The organism is Streptomyces sp. NBC_01446 (genome assembly GCF_026340095.1).
GTDB classification, from domain to species: Bacteria; Actinomycetota; Actinomycetes; order Streptomycetales; family Streptomycetaceae; genus Streptomyces; species Streptomyces aureus.
In genome coordinates, this window is the sequence record NZ_JAPEPO010000002.1 from 56,060 (window position 1) to 72,401 (window position 16,342).

The 16,342-nt window shown below is 68.1% G+C and carries 11 protein-coding genes and 2 pseudogenes; 9 read left to right on the plus strand and 4 right to left on the minus strand.

Annotation, left to right across the window (positions count from 1 at the left end; genetic code table 11):
- Positions 1–336: 336 nt before the first annotated feature.
- The gene (locus tag OG456_RS37625) at positions 337–2,808 is read right to left on the minus strand and encodes a SpoIIE family protein phosphatase (RefSeq protein WP_266569623.1); all 2,472 of its coding nucleotides are present in this window, start codon (positions 2,806–2,808) and stop codon (positions 337–339) included.
- 309 nt (positions 2,809–3,117) lie between these two features.
- Here OG456_RS37625 and OG456_RS37630 point away from each other — a divergent pair.
- From OG456_RS37630 to OG456_RS37640, 3 genes and pseudogenes are all read left to right on the plus strand, one after another.
- Positions 3,118–3,222, plus strand: a pseudogene (locus tag OG456_RS37630) (TIGR00730 family Rossman fold protein); the annotation flags it as partial.
- Positions 3,223–3,235: 13 nt separating this feature from the next.
- Positions 3,236–3,712 (plus strand): annotated as a pseudogene (locus OG456_RS37635) (LOG family protein); the annotation flags it as partial.
- A gap of 221 nt (positions 3,713–3,933) precedes the next feature.
- The gene (locus OG456_RS37640) at positions 3,934–5,208 is read left to right on the plus strand and encodes an IS701 family transposase (RefSeq protein WP_266564082.1); all 1,275 of its coding nucleotides are present in this window, start codon (positions 3,934–3,936) and stop codon (positions 5,206–5,208) included.
- A gap of 143 nt (positions 5,209–5,351) precedes the next feature.
- On the opposite strand, the gene OG456_RS37645 is transcribed toward OG456_RS37640, so the two are convergent.
- Entirely contained in the window at positions 5,352–6,455 is a 1,104-nt protein-coding gene (locus OG456_RS37645; protein ID WP_266569624.1) for an IS630 family transposase, read from the minus strand.
- 34 nt (positions 6,456–6,489) lie between these two features.
- Between OG456_RS37645 and OG456_RS37650 the strand changes: the two genes are divergently transcribed.
- The gene (locus OG456_RS37650; RefSeq protein ID WP_266569625.1) at positions 6,490–6,822 is read left to right on the plus strand and encodes a hypothetical protein; all 333 of its coding nucleotides are present in this window, start codon (positions 6,490–6,492) and stop codon (positions 6,820–6,822) included.
- A gap of 73 nt (positions 6,823–6,895) precedes the next feature.
- Here OG456_RS37650 and OG456_RS37655 read toward each other — a convergent pair whose 3' ends face one another.
- Both OG456_RS37655 and OG456_RS37660 read right to left on the minus strand, forming a co-directional pair.
- Positions 6,896–8,233 carry an IS630 family transposase gene (locus OG456_RS37655; RefSeq protein WP_266569626.1) on the minus strand — a complete coding sequence of 446 codons (1,338 nt, stop codon included), beginning with the start codon at positions 8,231–8,233 and terminating at the stop codon, positions 6,896–6,898.
- Between the two features lie 45 nt (positions 8,234–8,278).
- Positions 8,279–9,721: a PLP-dependent aminotransferase family protein gene (locus OG456_RS37660; protein ID WP_266569627.1), complete on the minus strand. Its 1,443-nt coding sequence runs from the start codon at positions 9,719–9,721 to the stop codon at positions 8,279–8,281.
- Between the two features lie 103 nt (positions 9,722–9,824).
- Here OG456_RS37660 and OG456_RS37665 point away from each other — a divergent pair, with 103 nt between their 5' ends.
- From OG456_RS37665 to OG456_RS37685, 5 genes are all read left to right on the plus strand, one after another.
- Positions 9,825–9,971: a hypothetical protein gene (locus tag OG456_RS37665; RefSeq protein WP_266569628.1), complete on the plus strand. Its 147-nt coding sequence runs from the start codon at positions 9,825–9,827 to the stop codon at positions 9,969–9,971.
- A 128-nt stretch (positions 9,972–10,099) separates the two neighbouring features.
- Entirely contained in the window at positions 10,100–10,693 is a 594-nt protein-coding gene (locus tag OG456_RS37670) for a bacterial transcriptional activator domain-containing protein (protein ID WP_266569629.1), read from the plus strand.
- Positions 10,694–10,740: 47 nt separating this feature from the next.
- Positions 10,741–14,313: a DEAD/DEAH box helicase family protein gene (locus OG456_RS37675; RefSeq protein ID WP_266569630.1), complete on the plus strand. Its 3,573-nt coding sequence runs from the start codon at positions 10,741–10,743 to the stop codon at positions 14,311–14,313.
- Positions 14,314–14,568: 255 nt separating this feature from the next.
- Entirely contained in the window at positions 14,569–15,783 is a 1,215-nt protein-coding gene (locus OG456_RS37680; protein ID WP_266569631.1) for an ISAs1 family transposase, read from the plus strand.
- 107 nt (positions 15,784–15,890) lie between these two features.
- Positions 15,891–16,232 (plus strand): Wadjet anti-phage system protein JetD domain-containing protein, encoded by a 342-nt coding sequence (locus OG456_RS37685; RefSeq protein ID WP_266570718.1) that lies wholly within the window; start codon positions 15,891–15,893, stop codon positions 16,230–16,232.
- Positions 16,233–16,342 lie beyond the last annotated feature (110 nt).

A 16,342-nucleotide genomic window follows, 5' to 3' on the forward strand; every position in this document is an offset into this window, starting at 1 on the left:
ACAGGGCACCGGGAAGAGCAGCCGTTCGTACGTCCACAAACTGCCGTAGCCGGCCGCTTCGGCCATTCTGGCTGCTTCGACCACGTTGCAGATCCGCTCCCAATCTCTGGGGCGGACGAAGTCCGAGTTTCACGAAACCTCCGATGTAGTCGTTGGAGTTTGGCGACAAGGCGGGAAGGCCGGATGGGACTTTCCACCCCAACACCGGGCTGCCGCTGGCGCGGCGTGGGAGCGTACGTCCGCTCTCCAGCCACATAAAAGGTGCGTACGAGTTGTCGGTCTTCTCGGGGCACAGGCACTGGCCTCCAAGCGCTTGAGTCGGGCGGGTAAGTGGTTTCACGCACTGGCTGGCAGTTGCTGATCAGCCCAGATGAGTTTGCCGTCGGAGATGTGGCGGGTTCCCCATCGGCGGGACAGTTGGGTGACGAGGAAGAGGCCGCGGCCGTGTTCGTCGGTGGTGCGGGGGTGTCGCACAAGCGGGTGGCTGTGGGTGGCGTCGAAGACTTCGCAGGTCAGCATCTCGTGCCGGATGAGGCGTAGGCCGATCGTGCGGTCGCTGTTGCAGTCGCTGCTGCAGTCGCCGTTGCTGTGGATGATGGCGTTGGTGAGCAGTTCGCTGACGATCAGCTCTGTGGACTCGGCTAGGTGTTCCAGTCCCCACTGGGTGAGCTGCCGGGCAGCGAGCCTTCGGGCACGGCTGACGACGGCGGGGTCGCTGGGGAACTGCCAGGAGGCAACCTGGTCTGCGCTCAGCGAGCGGGTCCGTGCGAGAAGCAGAGTGACATCGTCGCTCGGCGGCTTGGCCCGCAGTGCGTCCACCGTGGAAGAGCACAGATCGTCCAGTGTGAGGTCGGGCCGTGCGAGGACCGCGCGCAAACGGTTCATGCCGGCGCTGATGTCCTGGTCGCGGGCCTCGATCAGACCGTCGGTGTAGAGGGCGAGCACGCTCCCTTCGGCGAGTTCCAACGTTACGGACTCGAAGGGGACCAGTCCCAGACCGAGCGGTGCTCCGGCGGGCACGTCGGGGAAGGTGACGTGGCCGTACGGGTCGATGATCGCGGGCGGGGGATGGCCGGCCCGTGCCATGGTGCAGGTGCGGGTGACCGGGTCATAGACGGCATACAGGCACGTGGCGGCCATCATGGTGGTGCCCGGGCTCCGGGGGTCTTCCGCCTCGGTGAAGCGGATGACCTGCTCGTCGAGTCGGGACAGTACTTCGTCGGGAGGCATGTCCATGTCCGCGAGGGTGTGCATGGCGGTGCGGAGTTGGCCCATCTTCGCCGCCGCGTTGATGCCATGTCCGACCACGTCGCCGACGACCAGGGCGACGCGGGCGCCGGAGAGGGGGATCACATCGAACCAGTCACCCCCGATGCCGTGGTGGCTGTCGGCCGGCAGGTAGCGCCAGGCCACATCAGCGGCGGAGCCGCCCGTGGGGCGGTGGGGGTGCAGCAGGCGCTGCAGGGCGAGAGCCGCGGAACGTTCGCGCACGTATTGGTGGGCGTTGTCCAGGGCCAGCGCTGCCCAGCTGACGAGTTCCTCGGCCAAGAGCAGGTCGTCCTCCTCGAACGGCCTGGGGTCCTCCGTCCGCACGAAGACCGCCACGCCCAGCACTGCGCCCCGGGCGTGGATCGGGACGACCATCAACGAGTGCATGGCGTGCTCGCGGAACTTCTTCGCCCGCGCCGGGTCGTGATGGTCGAGCCATGTGCCCGGGGATGTGTCCAGCATCGGCTCGAAGTGGGATTTCCCGGAGCGCAGGACACCGGTGAAGGGCGAAGTGGGCGGGACGAAGACTGGCTCTCCGCGAGCGAACAGGGACTCCGGCGTTCCCGGGTGGATGGAGGCCAGGCCCGCACGGCGGAAGACGGGGATGCGCCCGTCCTGTGGGCCGAGATGGGTCAAGGGCTCCTCGCCGAGTGGGACGGACTCCGCCAGGTCGACAGTGGTGTAGTCCGCGAGGAACGGAAGGGCGAGGTCGGCCAGTTCCTGCGCGGTCTGCATGACGTCCAAAGTCGTGCCGATGCGCCTGCTGGCCGCGCCGAGGATGGCCAGACGCTCTCGCGCCCGTCGGCTGTCGGTGACGTCCACGCTCACACTGCACACGCCCAGCGCGCGACCCTGCGCGTCGTCGAGGCGGAAGAAGGACGCCGTCAATATGCGGTTGCTTCGCACATTCGCCGGCAGCAAGGCCTGGTAGTCCACCTCCATCGCCGGGTCCCCGCTCTCCAGCACCCGGTGCATCACTGCCTCCAGCGTTTCGGCCTCCGTCCCGGGTGCTGCCTCCGTCAGCCTGCGGCCCAGCCGCTTGGGGAGAGGGATGCCGTCCTTGGAGCCCTGGGTGTCGTTTACCTGGATGCAGCGCAGGTGCGTGTCCCGTATGACGACACCGATGGGCAGGCGGCTCGGCAGCGGCAGCGTAGCGAGGAGCGGCTCCACTGTGGCCTCGGCCGGCCACGCGGGAAGCAAGGCCTTGTCGGTCGCATAGACCACCCACCGCTCCAGGCCGTCCTGCCCGGACAGCGATGACACGCACAGGCGCACGTCGATGATGCGGCCGTCGCGGTGGCGCACCTGCGCGAGGTCGGACCAGCGGCCCCGGAGGGTGCTCTCTTGTGCGGCTTGTGAAGCTTTTGCTCGGTCGTCAGCGGTCACCAACAGGACACCGGCGGACCGCCCCACCACCTCCACGGCCGAGTAGCCCACGAGCTGCTGAGCGGCCTGCGACCATCCGACCACCGTCCCCTGCGCGTCGAGGAGAGCTATCGCTGGGCACGCTGTCCTTCCGTGTGCTTCGTTCGTGCTCATGCCTGCAACGCTACGAACCAAGCGGCACCGGAGTCTGGTCCATTTCTATGACAGATTCCCAGACCAATTCTGCGGACAAAACAAGATCGCGATCTACGGAGCGGGGACACTAACCCGCTCCCGAGCGTGGGGGCCCCAGCATGCGACGTGGCGCTCCGGCTTCCCGGTGCAACTGGTCTAACAGGCGGAGCCCAGGGGCCCGCCTGACCGTTCGGCGCGAAGTGGTCCGGTCTTTCGCCCGGACAATGGTCCACATGCATGGGCGGACGCGCGCATACGGTCAGGTCACTGCTGCCAGCGCCCACTCCGATGAACATCGGTGTCTTCCTCTCAGCCAGTAACCTCGACGAGCTCTACACCCAGCCGACCCGCGAGTTCGGGGAGCTCATCGGCAGGGCCGGCCACACCCTGGTGTGCCGTCCGCGGGCTGGAGCGCTGGCGGGACGCACTGATCGAACACAACGCGCTCCGAAACGGAGCGTACGGCTGCCCGCTCGGCTCCCTTGCGAGCGAGCTGGCCGATCAGGACGAAGAGGCGCGCAAGGCTATCGCCCGGCACTTCGACACCTGGGAGGGACTGCTCGATGCCGGGCTCGAGCGGATGAAGGCCTCGGGAGTCCTCCGTGCCAACGCGGACGCCGGAGAACTCGCCACCGGCCTCATGGCCGCCCTTCAAGGCGGCGTGGGCACGCTGGACAAAGCGACCGAGGTCCTGGAGCTGAGGAAGCACGGACTGTACGACCAGCCCGTGGTGCTGCGGAACACGGCGGGCTTCTACGGCGGGCTAATACTCCAGCTCCGGCGAATGGACGAGCAGGGGTTCCTGCCGTTGCCCCTTGCACAACTGGTCTTCATCGCCGACACGGCCGCCGGCGCACTCGCCTACCTGGAGAGGTCCGTCGGAACGGATGACGGGACCGTGACAGCACGGCTTCCGGCCCGACAGATCGCGCCGACTCCGGCCGGGCCCCGCCTGGCAATTGAGGCCGACGGCCCCAGCACCTCGAAACTCCGCAGGAACGCTCCCGACCCAAACAACGGCGCGCCCGCTGCGGCCTCGGAACCCCGTCTAGTAGGACTCCGTTACGTCTTCCTCTCGGTCGTGTTCGGGAGCATGTTGGAGGGGTGGACGCACATGAAGTGAACCGTGCTCGGGCCAAGTTGGCGTTATTCGTGGCTGACGTGTTCGCGTCGGTGCCGCGCAAGGACCAGCGGGCCAAGGGCGACTGTTATCTGCGAGGTCTGATGCTGGACGGGCGCCGCAAGTCGATCCAGGCTATGGCGGAGCGGCTGCCGGACGGCAACGAGCAGAACCTGCAGCAGTTTGTGAACCAGTCGACCTGGGATCCGGTGCTGGTGCGGCGGCGCATTGCGGAGCGGATGGTGCCGCAGATCGGCCCGGACGCCTGGGCGGTCGATGACGTGTCGTTCCCCAAGGACGGGAAGATGTCGGTGGCCGTCGCGCCTCAGTACTGCGGGGCGTTGGGCAAGCAGGCCAACTGCCAAGTCGCGGTGAGTGTGCATGCGGTCTCCGACACCGCGTCCTGTCCGTTGCAGTGGCGGTTGTTCGTGCCCCAGGAGTGGGCGGACGATGCCGTCCGTCGGCGCAAGACGGGGGTCCCTGAGGAGATCGGGCACCGGGAGAAGTGGCGCCTGGCGTTGGACACCCTCGATGAGCTGGCCGGATGGGGCCTCGTTCCGCCGGTGCTGGTGGCCGACGCCGGGTACGGGCAGAACGCCGACTTCCGCGACGGGCTGGAGCGTCGGAGCATCGGCTACGTGGTGGCGGTCCGCTCGGATGTGACCGTCCATCCGCATGATGCGGTGCCCACTGCCCCGCCCTGGTCGGGCAACGGCCGCAAGCCCCAACCCCGCTACCGCGACAAGCCGTCCTCGGTGGCCGCGCTCGCGGCCGGCCACGGTCGGCAGGCCTTCACCGAGGTGACCTGGCGGGCAGGCTCCCGTGGACCGATGCACTCGCATTTCCTGTCCCTGCGAGTGCGGCCAGCCGGGACCAAATCTCGCCGCCTCGCCCAGGCCGCCGCCGCAGACCCAGACAGCTGGGACGGTGTCCTGCCCGAGGTGACGCTGCTGGTCGAATGGCCCGCTGGAGCCGAAGCACCCACCGGCTACTGGCTGTCCAACCTGCCCGCCGATACCCCGCTGGCCGAACTGGTCCGCCTCGCCAAGATCCGCTGGCGCATCGAGCATGACTACCGGGAACTCAAACACGGCCTCGGCCTGGACCACTTCGAGGGACGCTCCTGGATGGGCTGGCACCACCACGTCACCCTGGTCACCGCCGCCCACGCGTTCCTCACCGAACAGCGCCTGGCCCCAAAAGCCGATACAGCGGACTCACCCTCTACCAGATCCTGGACGTCATCCAAGACCTGCTGAACTGCTGGACCGGGACCTGCACCACCTGCCACCGCCCCCTACCCAGAACACCCACCACCAGCCAGAACCCAAGAACCAGAGCGACCTAACGGAGTCCTACTAGTGCTGCCCCGCGCAAGTTCGTGGAGGGGTGTTGGGCCTGATCAGGCGGTCTTGAGTGGGCTGCCGTCATAGGTCCACCTGAACGGCTTCGCGGTCTCGTTGCGGCCGATGACGTAACTCTCCAGCTTGTCGATGAGGTCATCGCGGCTGGAGAAGTCACCGTGTCGCAGCACGCGGCGGGTCAGGACGGAGAAGAACAGCTCGATCTGGTTGAGCCAGGAGGCGTGCGGCGGGGTCCAGTGCACGTGCCAGCGCGGGTGGTCGGCGAGCCACGCCTTGGTGTGTTTGGCGGTGTGGGAGGAGCCGTTGTCCAGCACGACATGGATGTCCTGGTCTGGGGCGATGACCGTGTCGAGCTGGTCGAGGAAGGCGGTGAACGTCGCTGCGTCGTTGCGGGCGATGATCTCGGTGAGGACCTCGCCGGTGCGCACGTCCAGGGCGGCGACCAGCGAGGCGGTGCCGTGGCGTCGGTACTCGAACTCCTCGCGAGCGGGCTCGCCTGGCCTGACGGGACGACCGGGGTGGCGCCTGGCGCGGGCGGCGATCGCGGTCTTCTCGTCGATGGACAGCACCACCGCCCCTTCAGGTGGGTCGCGGTACAGGTCGCACACGTCCGCGACACGGTCCCAGAAGTCAGGGGTGTCTCGGCGGGTGAGCCAGCCGCGGACCCGGTGCGGCTTGAGGTCCAAGTCGGCCAAGATCCGGCCGACTTGGGAGGCAGAAATGGTGGCGAAGACAGTGCCGGCGACCTGGGCGGCGATCGTGCGGTGCGACCAGGTCGCTTCCGGGTGCGGGGGCACACTGGTGGCGGCGGCCACGATCGCCACCGTCACCTGGGGCCCGTATGCCTTGGGCCGGCCCGAGCGGGCGGCGTCCTTCAGCCCGTCCCGGCCCAGAGCGGCGAACCGTCCGCGCCATTTACGGACCGTGTTCACGCTGACCGCCAGGTCCCGCGCGATAGCCCCATTGCTCAGGCCCTCACCCGCCGCCAGCACAATCCGCGCCCGGAGCACCGCCCGCACCTGCGCTTTCAGGGAGACCGCTGTACGGATCAGACACTCGCGCACCCTCTCGTCCAACTCCACCACGACCGCCTCGACCATCCCGGCCACACCCTCGCCCACCCCGACCAAAGTGATGATCATGGCGTATGCGGGGGTAACCCAGCAGGATGGACCCGTGCCGAAGAATCCGCCCGAGTCCATGCAGGATCACCTGCGCCACCGTCTGAACGTCCGCGCCAAGGAACGCTGGCCCCAGCTCGCCCGCGTCCAGGTGCGCTTCCGCTCCGGATTCGCCTACGTGGCAGGGGAACTGCCGGGCGAGGAGGAACCGCTGCCGCTGTGCCGCCTGCGCTTCACCGGCGTCCTGCACACCTGGGGCTTCGCCCTCTACCTCGCCAGCCGAGGCAAGTACGAGGACAACTTCCTGCCCACCGGACTGCCCTTCGGCTCACCCGAAGACGCCCTGGACTGCGCCTGCGGCTTTTACCTCGGCGACCCGACACCCTGATCAACACCCCTCCACGAACTTGCGCGGGGCAGCACTAGTGTGATGCGCCAGAAATGGCGACTCTAAGTAGCTTTCACGTATTGGTGGTTGGTGGGTTGATTTTGGTGAGGTAGTCGGCGAGGGAGTTCAGGATCTCGTCGGCGGTCTTGGTCCAGGTGAAGGGCTTGGGATCGTGGTTCCACTCCTCGATCCATGCGCGGATGTCGTCCTCCAGAGCCTTGACGGAGGTGTGGACGCCGCGACGGATGAGTTTGTCGGTCAGCAGGCCGAACCACCGCTCGACCTGGTTCATCCAGGAGGAGCCGGTGGGGGTGAAGTGGACGTGGAAGCGGGGGTGTTTGCCCAGCCACGTCTTGATCTCGGGGGTGTTGTGGGTGGCGTAGTTGTCGCACACCAGGTGCACGTCCAGGCCGATGGGCACTGCCTTGTCGATCCGGGTCAGGAACTTCTTGAACTCGATGGCCCGGTGGCGGCGGTGGAGTTCCGATATGACGGTGCCGTCAGCGATGTTGAAGGCGGCGAACAGGCTGGTGATGCCGTGCCGGTGGTAGTCGTGGGTGCGGCGCTCGGGCATGCCCGGCATCATCGGCAGGACGGGCTGGGAGCGGTCCAGGGCCTGGATCTGGGACTTCTCGTCCACACATAGCACCACCGCCTTCTCGGGCGGGTGGTGGTACAGACCGACGACGTCGACGACCTTGGCGATGAACTGCGGGTCGGTGGAGAGCTTGAACGCATCCTGCAGGTGTGGCTTGAGGTCGAACTTCTTCCAGATCCGGCCGATGGTGGACTTCGACAGGCCGGAGTGCTTGGCCATCGAGGCCCGCGACCAGTGCGTGTCCTTGCCCGGGGTGGATTCCAGGGTCGCGGTGAGCACGTCCTCGACCCGGTCGAGCAGGATCGAGGGCGGCCTGCCGGGACGCGGCTCATCCGTCAGCCCGTCCAGCCGCAGCCGGACGAACCTGGAGCGCCAACGGTTCACCGTGTTGTGCGCGATGCCGAGTTCGGCACCGATTTCCTTGTTCGTCCCGCCGTCCGCGCACCGCAGCACGATCCTCGCCCGCAGCGCCAGGAACTGCGCGGTCTTCGCCCGCCGCGTCCAGCGCGTCAGCTCTGCCCGCTCGGCCTCGGACAGCACCAGCTCCGACTTACGCCGGCCCGGCCTCGGCGCATCCGTCAGGCCTGCCAACCGCTGGGCCGCGAACCGGGAGCGCCACTTGCGTACCGTCGCCGCACTCACCCCGAAGTCCGCTGCCACAGCCGTGTTTGACACACCGTCCGCACAGGCCAGGATGATCTGGGCCCGCGCCGCCGCACGAGCCGATACCGCGCCGTCCGCCCAGCGCGTCAACTCCGCACGTTCCTCGGCGGACAGCACGACTTCGACAGCACGAGGACCCCGAGACACCATGAAAACAGCCTACATACTTAGAGTCGCCATTTCTGGCGCATCACACTAGGGCATCACCCTGCACAGCGCGTCCAGCGCGCCCGCCCACGCACTGTCCGAGGGCGCCGCATAGTTGACCACCAGGGCGTCCCGCTCGGGAAACCGCCACCCACAGTCCGCCACTTCATAGCCGAACTGCGTCAACCCCCGGACGGCCAGCCCTTGCCGAGCCGCCGCCTGGACCACCGAACTCTCGGTTCCCCGCGGAAGCTCGAGGACCGCCTGCAGTCCTGCAGCCATGCCAGCCACACGAATGCCGGGAGCCCTCTGGCGCAGGGCAGTGACCAGCTCATCGCGGCGACGCTGGTAGCGCAGCCGCATCGAGCGCACATGACGGTCGTACGCGCCCGAGGCGATGAATTCCGCGAGTGTCAGCTGCTCCAGGGCGCTCGTCATGTAGTCGCCGTGCCCTTTGGCCGTCACGATCTCCGGGATGAGTTCCTCCGGCAGCACCATCCATCCGAGCCGTACCCCCGGCGCCAGGGACTTGCTCACGGAACCGAAGTACACCACCCGCTCCGGATCGAGGCCCTGCAGGGCACCCACCGGCTGACGGTCGTACCGGAACTCCCCGTCATAGTCGTCCTCCAGGATCAGGCCACCAGTGGCGCGTGCCCACTCGACGGCCGCCGTGCGCCGCTCCGGGCAGAGCGCGACCCCCGTCGGGTACTGGTGCGCCGGAGTCAGCAGCACCGCGCCCACCCCGCGCAGTCGCGCGAGGTCGTCGATACGCGCGCCGTGTTCGTCGACGTAGAGGGGCGGAGTGTGCAGACCGGCATTCCTCAGCAGGTCGCGATACAGGTCGAGACCGTAGGCCTCGACGGCCACCGCCCGCACCCGCCGCACCCTGAGCGCCTGGGCCATCAGCGCCAGGCCGTGGTGGAAACCGGAACAGATGACAATCCGCTCCGGCCCGGCGTACACCCCGCGGGCCCGCGCCAGGTAGTCCGCGAGTGCTGTGCGCAGCTCCATCCGGCCGCGGGCGTCGCCGTAGCCGAAGGCGTCGTGTGGCGCGGCGGTCAGAGCCCGGCGGGCCGCGGTGAGCCACTGCGTGCGCGGAAAGTTCGTGAGGTCCGGTTCACCCGTCCACAGGCCATACCTGGGACGGTGCTCGTCCGACCTCGCGCGAGGAGCGTCGGGCGCGGCCCGGCAGGGCTCCGGGACCCGGGTGGCCACCCGGGTCCCGGAGCCCTGCCGGGCGGTGAGCCAGCCCTCTGCGACCAAGTCGGCGTAGGCGTCAACGACGGTGGTTCGGGAGACGCCAAGATCCGCGGCGAGTGAGCGGGAGGCCGGCAGCCGACTGCCGGTCGCTAGACGCCCCGTGCGCACGGCCTCCCTCAAGGCGTCCGTGAGCCCTGCGCGCAGCCCAGGTCCGCGCAGCTCCAGATGAAGGTCAGCGCCGAACGCAGGGGGCGGACCGGCCGCGGAATTGGTCCGGGAATCTGCCATGAAAATCGACCATACGCCCATACCGCTGAGAACGTAGTGTTTCGGCGTAACAATGAACGAAGCATACGAAAGCACCGCACGTCTCCCGGAGCACAGGGCGCGTATGCACTGGGCGAAGCTCACCCCTGAGGCCTTCAAAGGCATGCTCCGTCTCGACGCGGCCTCACATCGGGGTGTCGACGCGCGCCAGGCCCTCAAGCACGCCACCGGCGCCGTCCCCAGCAAGAGCGACCTGCGCCCGGCCGCCTGAACGAATACCTGTGACCGGCGGCAGCCCGGCGCACCCGTACAGGCGCCTCCGGCCGCTGGGCTACCGGGTCCGGCGGACACACGGCGGGTCTGTCAGAGTGACGTGCCGGCGACGCCGCACGCGAGGCCATGGACCCACGCAAGCCCTGGACCAAAGCAACGCTCCAGTCCCGCATCTCCGAACTACGCAACCGCCTGGGCACCGACCCCGACGGAAACCCCTACCTTCCCCGGGACCGCACCGGCACCTACCGCCTCTCCCCCACAGCCCGCTGCGACTGGACGCGGTTCACCCAACTCGCCGAACGCGGACTCGCCAAAGGCCCGGAGGACGGTGCCGGCATCGCGGACCTGGAAGCGGCACTCGACCTCGTGCGCGGCCGCCCGTTCGGCGGCGCCGACCTGGCCTGGGCCGCCGCCCGCATCCAGGAAATACTCGTCCGCATCACCGACATCGCCCACACCCTGGCAACCTGGCACCGCACCGCACCACGCCCGGACCTCACAGCCGCCCGACGCGCCGTCACACGCGGACTCGACATCGACGACAGCGCAGAAATCCTCTACCAGGACTGGATGCTCATCGAAGACCAGGCAGGCAACCGCGCCGGCGTCAACGCCGCATACGAAACCCTCCGCGCAGTCAACCAACGCCTCGACATCGGGATGGAAAGCGAAACCGAGAAAGTCTTCGACACCATCATGAACCGGACCGCGTCCTGAGCGCGGTTGTAGGGTCCGCGAATCCGGAGGTGCGCGTGAGTGCGTGGATGACAACGCTGCGGCCGGGGCTGCCGCTGAGCTTCGACGGCGCGCAGTTCACCGTCGCGGAGATCGAAGGCCGCCGGATCCTGCTTCAGCAGGCCGGGGTCACAGGAACACCGAGGTGGCGGCAGGTCGACATCTCCATCCTGCTCTCACACCCCACCACACAGAACCTGGTCGAGGCACCTGAGGAGGAGACAGCGGCTGCGACAGTGCTGGATGGTCTGGAGGAGGACGAGGACGACGCGCTGACGGTGAAGTTCCGGCACGTCCAGGAAGTCCTCACCGGCTACCAACTCGGGCACCCGGAGCTCGCTTTGGAGGGCGAGCCGCGTCCGGACTTCACCTCCGGGAGCCCTATGCTGCACCGCTACGCGGCCAAGGCCCTCGAGCTGGGCGTCGGCGCAAGTACGGTCCGGCGGTGGGCGGCGGCGGTGAAGCGCAACGGGCCCGCCGGGCTGGTGAGTGAGCGTCCGGTGCGCAATGTGCGGGACAGGGTGGATCCGCGCTGGGTGGATGCCGCGCGGGCAGTGCTGGCGGGGCATGTGAAATCCAGTCGGCCGGTGCGGAATCTGATCCTGCTCGAGATTGAGGAGCGTCTGGCCGAGGTCCACGGCCGCGGAACGGTTCCTCTCCCCGCCCGCACGACGGGCTACGAGTTGCTGCAGGAGCTGAGCCGGGGCACGAACGCGTTCGAGGGCAGCACCAGGGGCAAGCGGTCGATCGCGAACCGCCCGCAAGGGGTCTATGGCAGGCTTCGGGCCACCAGGCCGGGTGAGTATGTGGTGCAGACCCCACCGCAGCTATCGGCCGGTCGGGATGCTGGGGACGTGTCCGGGCGCTGGTTCGACACTGCCGAGCGGAGGACGGCTTCCCGTGCGGATGATTCTGGTTCCTTGGCCCATGGAGTGCACCGAAGCGGGGATCATGGGTGCGTGGAGGATTGGTCTGACTGCTTCGACCCTGCCGAGTTGCGTATCCGTCTCGATGTGGCGCTGGAGGAGAACGCAGAGCTGCGTGAGGAGATCGCTCGGCTGAGAGCCGACAACGAGCGGCTGCGCAGCCGTCTGGGATCCGATGGACTCGCCGCCCACAACACCGTGCAGCCGGTGCCCGTGCCGGTCCTGGTCCCACGGTCCGCTGGGGCCGGTGGCCTGCCGTACGCGGACGCCGCTTCCAGCGCCGAGGCGAAGATCGCCCTGTTTCGAGCTCTGTTCGCCGGCCGTGAGGATGTCTATGCCCGGCGGTGGGTGAGTGCCAAGTCCGGCCGGACAGGCTGGAGTCCGGCCGAGGATGACCCGTTCGACAGAGGCAAGGCCGACGAGGACAGGGTGTTCTGGCCGCTGACCGAGGAGACCGTCTTCCGCCATCTCGATCCGACTCGTCAGGGGCGCAGCGAGCTGCACGTCGGCCTGTACCCGTTGTTGGCCGACGACACTTGCCGTCTGTTGGCGTGTGACTTCGACGGCAAGGACGGCAGCGACTGGCGCGCGGACGCTGCTGCCTACGTCACCGCGTGCCGCGAGGCGGGTGTCCCCGCTCTCCTTGAGATCTCACGCTCTGGCAAGGGCGCGCACGTGTGGACGTTCTTCACCGGGCCCATCCCCGCGAGCACGGCTCGAGCCTTGGGCATGGCGCTGCTACGCCGGGCGATCGACGCTCGCGGGCACATGGAGCTCTCCAGTTACGACCGTCTCTTTCCGGCTCAGGACTACTTGCCGACCAGGGCGAAGGGCCAGTTCAGGTTCGGCAGTCTGATCGCACTCCCGCTGCAGGGCGCGTGCCGCGCGAACGGCACCACCGTCTTCGTGGATCCCGGCACATGGCAGCCGTATCCGGACCAGTTCGCCCACCTCTCCAGCACGGATCGGCTCACTCAGGCCGATGTCGAGGCGCTGGTGGACAAGCTGGGTCCGGTCAAGGCCGGCCCGTCCCCGACCCTCTCCGAGTTGGGGCCTCGCCCGCGCCGCAAAGCCGTGGGCAAAGCACCCGCGAAGGTCGAGGCCCGGCTCACCACGATGCTGGCGATCCCCACGGCCGGGCTCTCGTCCCAGCTGCTGGCCGCGCTCAAGCACGCTGCCTCGTTCCACAACCCGGAGTTCTACCGCAAGCAGAACCAGCGCTTCTCCACCTTCAACACCCCGCGCCTCATCTGCTCCTTCGACGCCTCCGACCCCGACTGGCTCAAGCTGCCCCGCGGCCTGGCCGACGAAGCCACGGCGCTCATCACTGCAGCCGGCGGAACCCTTTCCATCACCAACGACCTGCCCGAACCCGCGCCGGTCACCGCCCACTTCACCGGAACCCTGACGAGCACCCAGAACACGGCCGTGGACGCGATGGCCGGGCACGCGGCGGGGACCCTCGTCGCACCTCCGGGTTCCGGCAAGACCGTCATGGCCTGCGCCCTGATCGCCCGCAACCGCACTCCGACCGCGGTGATCGTGAACCGGGCCGAGTTGTTGGCTCAGTGGAAGGAGCGACTGGCCGCCTTCCTCGACCTCGGCGACGCCCAGGTCGGCTCGCTCGGCGGGGGTAAAGACCGCCGTGGTCACACCGTCGACCTGATCATGCTGCAGACTCTGTCCCACCGCGACGCTCCCGACAACCTGCTCGACGGCTACGGGCTCGTGATCGTGGACGAGTGCCACGCCGTCGGCGCACCCGGCGCGGAAGCCGCGATCCGCCGGGCAAAGGCGCCTCGCTGGATCGGCCTGTCCGCCACCCCCTACCGCGCGGACCAGATGGACCCCGTGATCACGATGCAGTGCGGCCCCGTCCGCCACGAGATCCACGACACCAGCACCTTCGCCAAGCACCTCGCCGTCCACGCCACCGACTTCACCACCGACGAGCCGGGCACTGACGGCGCCTCTATCCAGGCCATCTACAACGAACTCGCCCACCATGACGCCCGCAACCAGCTCATCGCGGCGGACATCGCCGACGCTGCCCGGCGCGGCAGATGCAGCCTGGCACTGACCAACCGCGTCGAGCACCTCCACCAACTCACCGAAGCGCTCCGGCCATACGGGATCACCCCGCTCGTCCTTCACGGCGGCATGCCACCGGTCAAACGTGCCCGTGTACGCGCCGCCCTCAACGAGGAACACGACGAACCTCTGGTCCTGCTGGCGATCGACAAGCTCGCAGGCGAGGGCTTCGACGCGCCCCGCCTCGACACCCTCTTCCTCACCAGCCCCATTTCGTTCAAGGGCCGGGTGATCCAGCAAGTCGGCCGGATCATGCGCAACACCGAAGAACGCAAGTCCCACGTCGAGGCTCACGACTACCTCGACGCCGACGTCCCCTTGCTGGAACGCATGCACCACAAGCGCCGCCGAATCCTCGAGCGCCGCGGATTCGCAACGACCGCGCCAGAGAATCTGCCGTCCCCGCCACCCCACGCCCCTGTTCCAGCAGCCCGGCAACCACACCCTTCGACCGCAAAGCCGAGCGTGGCCGAAGTACGGGCCTGGGCCCGCGAACATCACATCAACGTCCCATCACGTGGCCGACTCCGCGCCGAGATCTGGGACGCCTGGCACACCGCCCACCCGACTACGAGCGGGCGGTAGGGCCCCAAGCTCAGTACGCAGCGAGCCGCCGAGGTCACCGGGGTCCGTCACTCCGACGCGCGGTAAACCGCTACATACTGTGACCGCCCCGACAAGCTCAGTGGGACGTTCTGCTCATGATCAGCCAACACAAGTGGCAGGGCGGCTTCAAGTTCCGTGGTTGTGCTGGTTGTTGCTGTGAGGGGTGGGTAGCGGTGCAGGCACGGGCTTCGTGATCATTAGGGTGTCTACGCCTCGTGATCATGAGAAGGTCCCGTGCCTGCTGTTGCATCCTCCCCGATCCCTGCCGTACTTGTGAAGCTGGGTCCGCTGGAACCCGGCCAGGTCGCTGATCTGCGCCCCTACTTCGACTCCATCCCCGACCCGCGCTCGCGGCGGGGCCGGTGGTACTCGCTGACGGCGATCTTGATGGTGTGTGCCTGTGCGGTCGTCTCGGGCGCCAGGAGCATCGACGAGCTCGCCGAATGGGGCGCCCGGGCCTCGGGTGGGCTGCTGGCCGCCCTCGGTGTACGCCGCCATCCACTGCGGTGGCGGCGTACACCGTCGCCGGCGACGATCGGGCGGGTGCTGATCGCCGTCGACGGCGATGCCCTGGACGCCGCGGTGGGCGCCTACCTCACCGACCGGCGCCGCACCGTCGTGTCCACCGCGCACCGGCGGGCCATCGCGGTGGACGGCAAGACGCTCAAGGGCTCAGCGCGTTTGGACGTGACCCGCCGTCACCTGCTGTCGGCGGTCAGCCACGCCACCGTCGTGACACTCGCGCAGGCCGAGGTCGGCGCGAAGACCAACGAAACCACGCACTTTAAGCCGCTGCTGGCACCGCTGGACCTGGCCGGCACTCTCGTCACCTTCGATGCGCTGCACTCGGTCAAGGCGAACATCACCTGGCTGGTCGAGACGAAGAAGGCCCACTACATCGCCGTGATCAAGACCAACCAGCCCACCGCCCACAGCCAGCTCGCCACGCTGCCGTGGCGTGACATCGCCGTCCAGCACACCCACTCCGAGGTCGGGCACGGCCGGCGCGAGTCCCGTTCGATCAAGACCTGCGGCATCGCGGACGAACTCGGTGGCATCGCCTTTCCGCACGCGAAGCTCGCCATCCGCGTCCACCGCCGCCGCCGGCCGACCGGCAGCCGCGAGAGTCGCGAGAGCGTCTACGCCGTGACCAGCCTCGAAGCCCACCAGACCAGCCCCGCGGACCTCGCCGCCGCGATTCGCGGGCACTGGGGAGTGGAAAACTCCAGCCACCACATCAGAGACGTCACCTTCGCCGAGGACGCCTCCACCGTCCACACCGGGGCCGCACCCCGAGCCATGGCCACCTTCCGCAACCTGGCCATCGGCGTGCTGAAGACCCTCGGCGCCGAGAACATCGCCAAAACCACCCGGGCGATCCGCGACGAACCACGACGGGCACTCCCGATCCTGGGCATCATCAACAACCAGGACACCCACGGAACTTGATCAAGCCCTGGCCAACGTGCGCATGGCTCGGTTCGCGATCCTCAACCGACTGCGCCGCCTCTTCCCCCACACGGAGTCGGTCCTGATGGACCGCTCCACCCCCCCCCCTGACGGCCCACCAGGGCCCGTGGGTGAAGGAACCCAGGCCCATCCAGGAACACCTGCAGTCACTGACCGGCGAGGAAGCCGACCTCTACCAGAGCCTCGTGGACGACGACTTCGGGCACGGTGTACGACTGGAACAAGAACGGATCCGCTTCTCCGCCGTCGAAACAGCACCGGCCGGCCTTCACGGCTCGTCATCGCATCCGCCTCACGACGCAGGATGGCCGGTTCACCCGCAGGACCGAAGCGAGGCAGCACGGTCCTCAGGCATCGGCCTCCTCCTTGTTTTCTCCGCGATACCGAAGATGGCGGCGCCGAGTCTGCTGGTGATCCATTCGCCGTGAGTGGGCGAGCGCGAAGCTGTCGATGGCGGAGGCGACGTCGTGCTGGCGCGGAAGTGTGCTGGTGCGAGAGCAACCCTCTCGATTGAGGGGGGACATGCACGGCGATATGG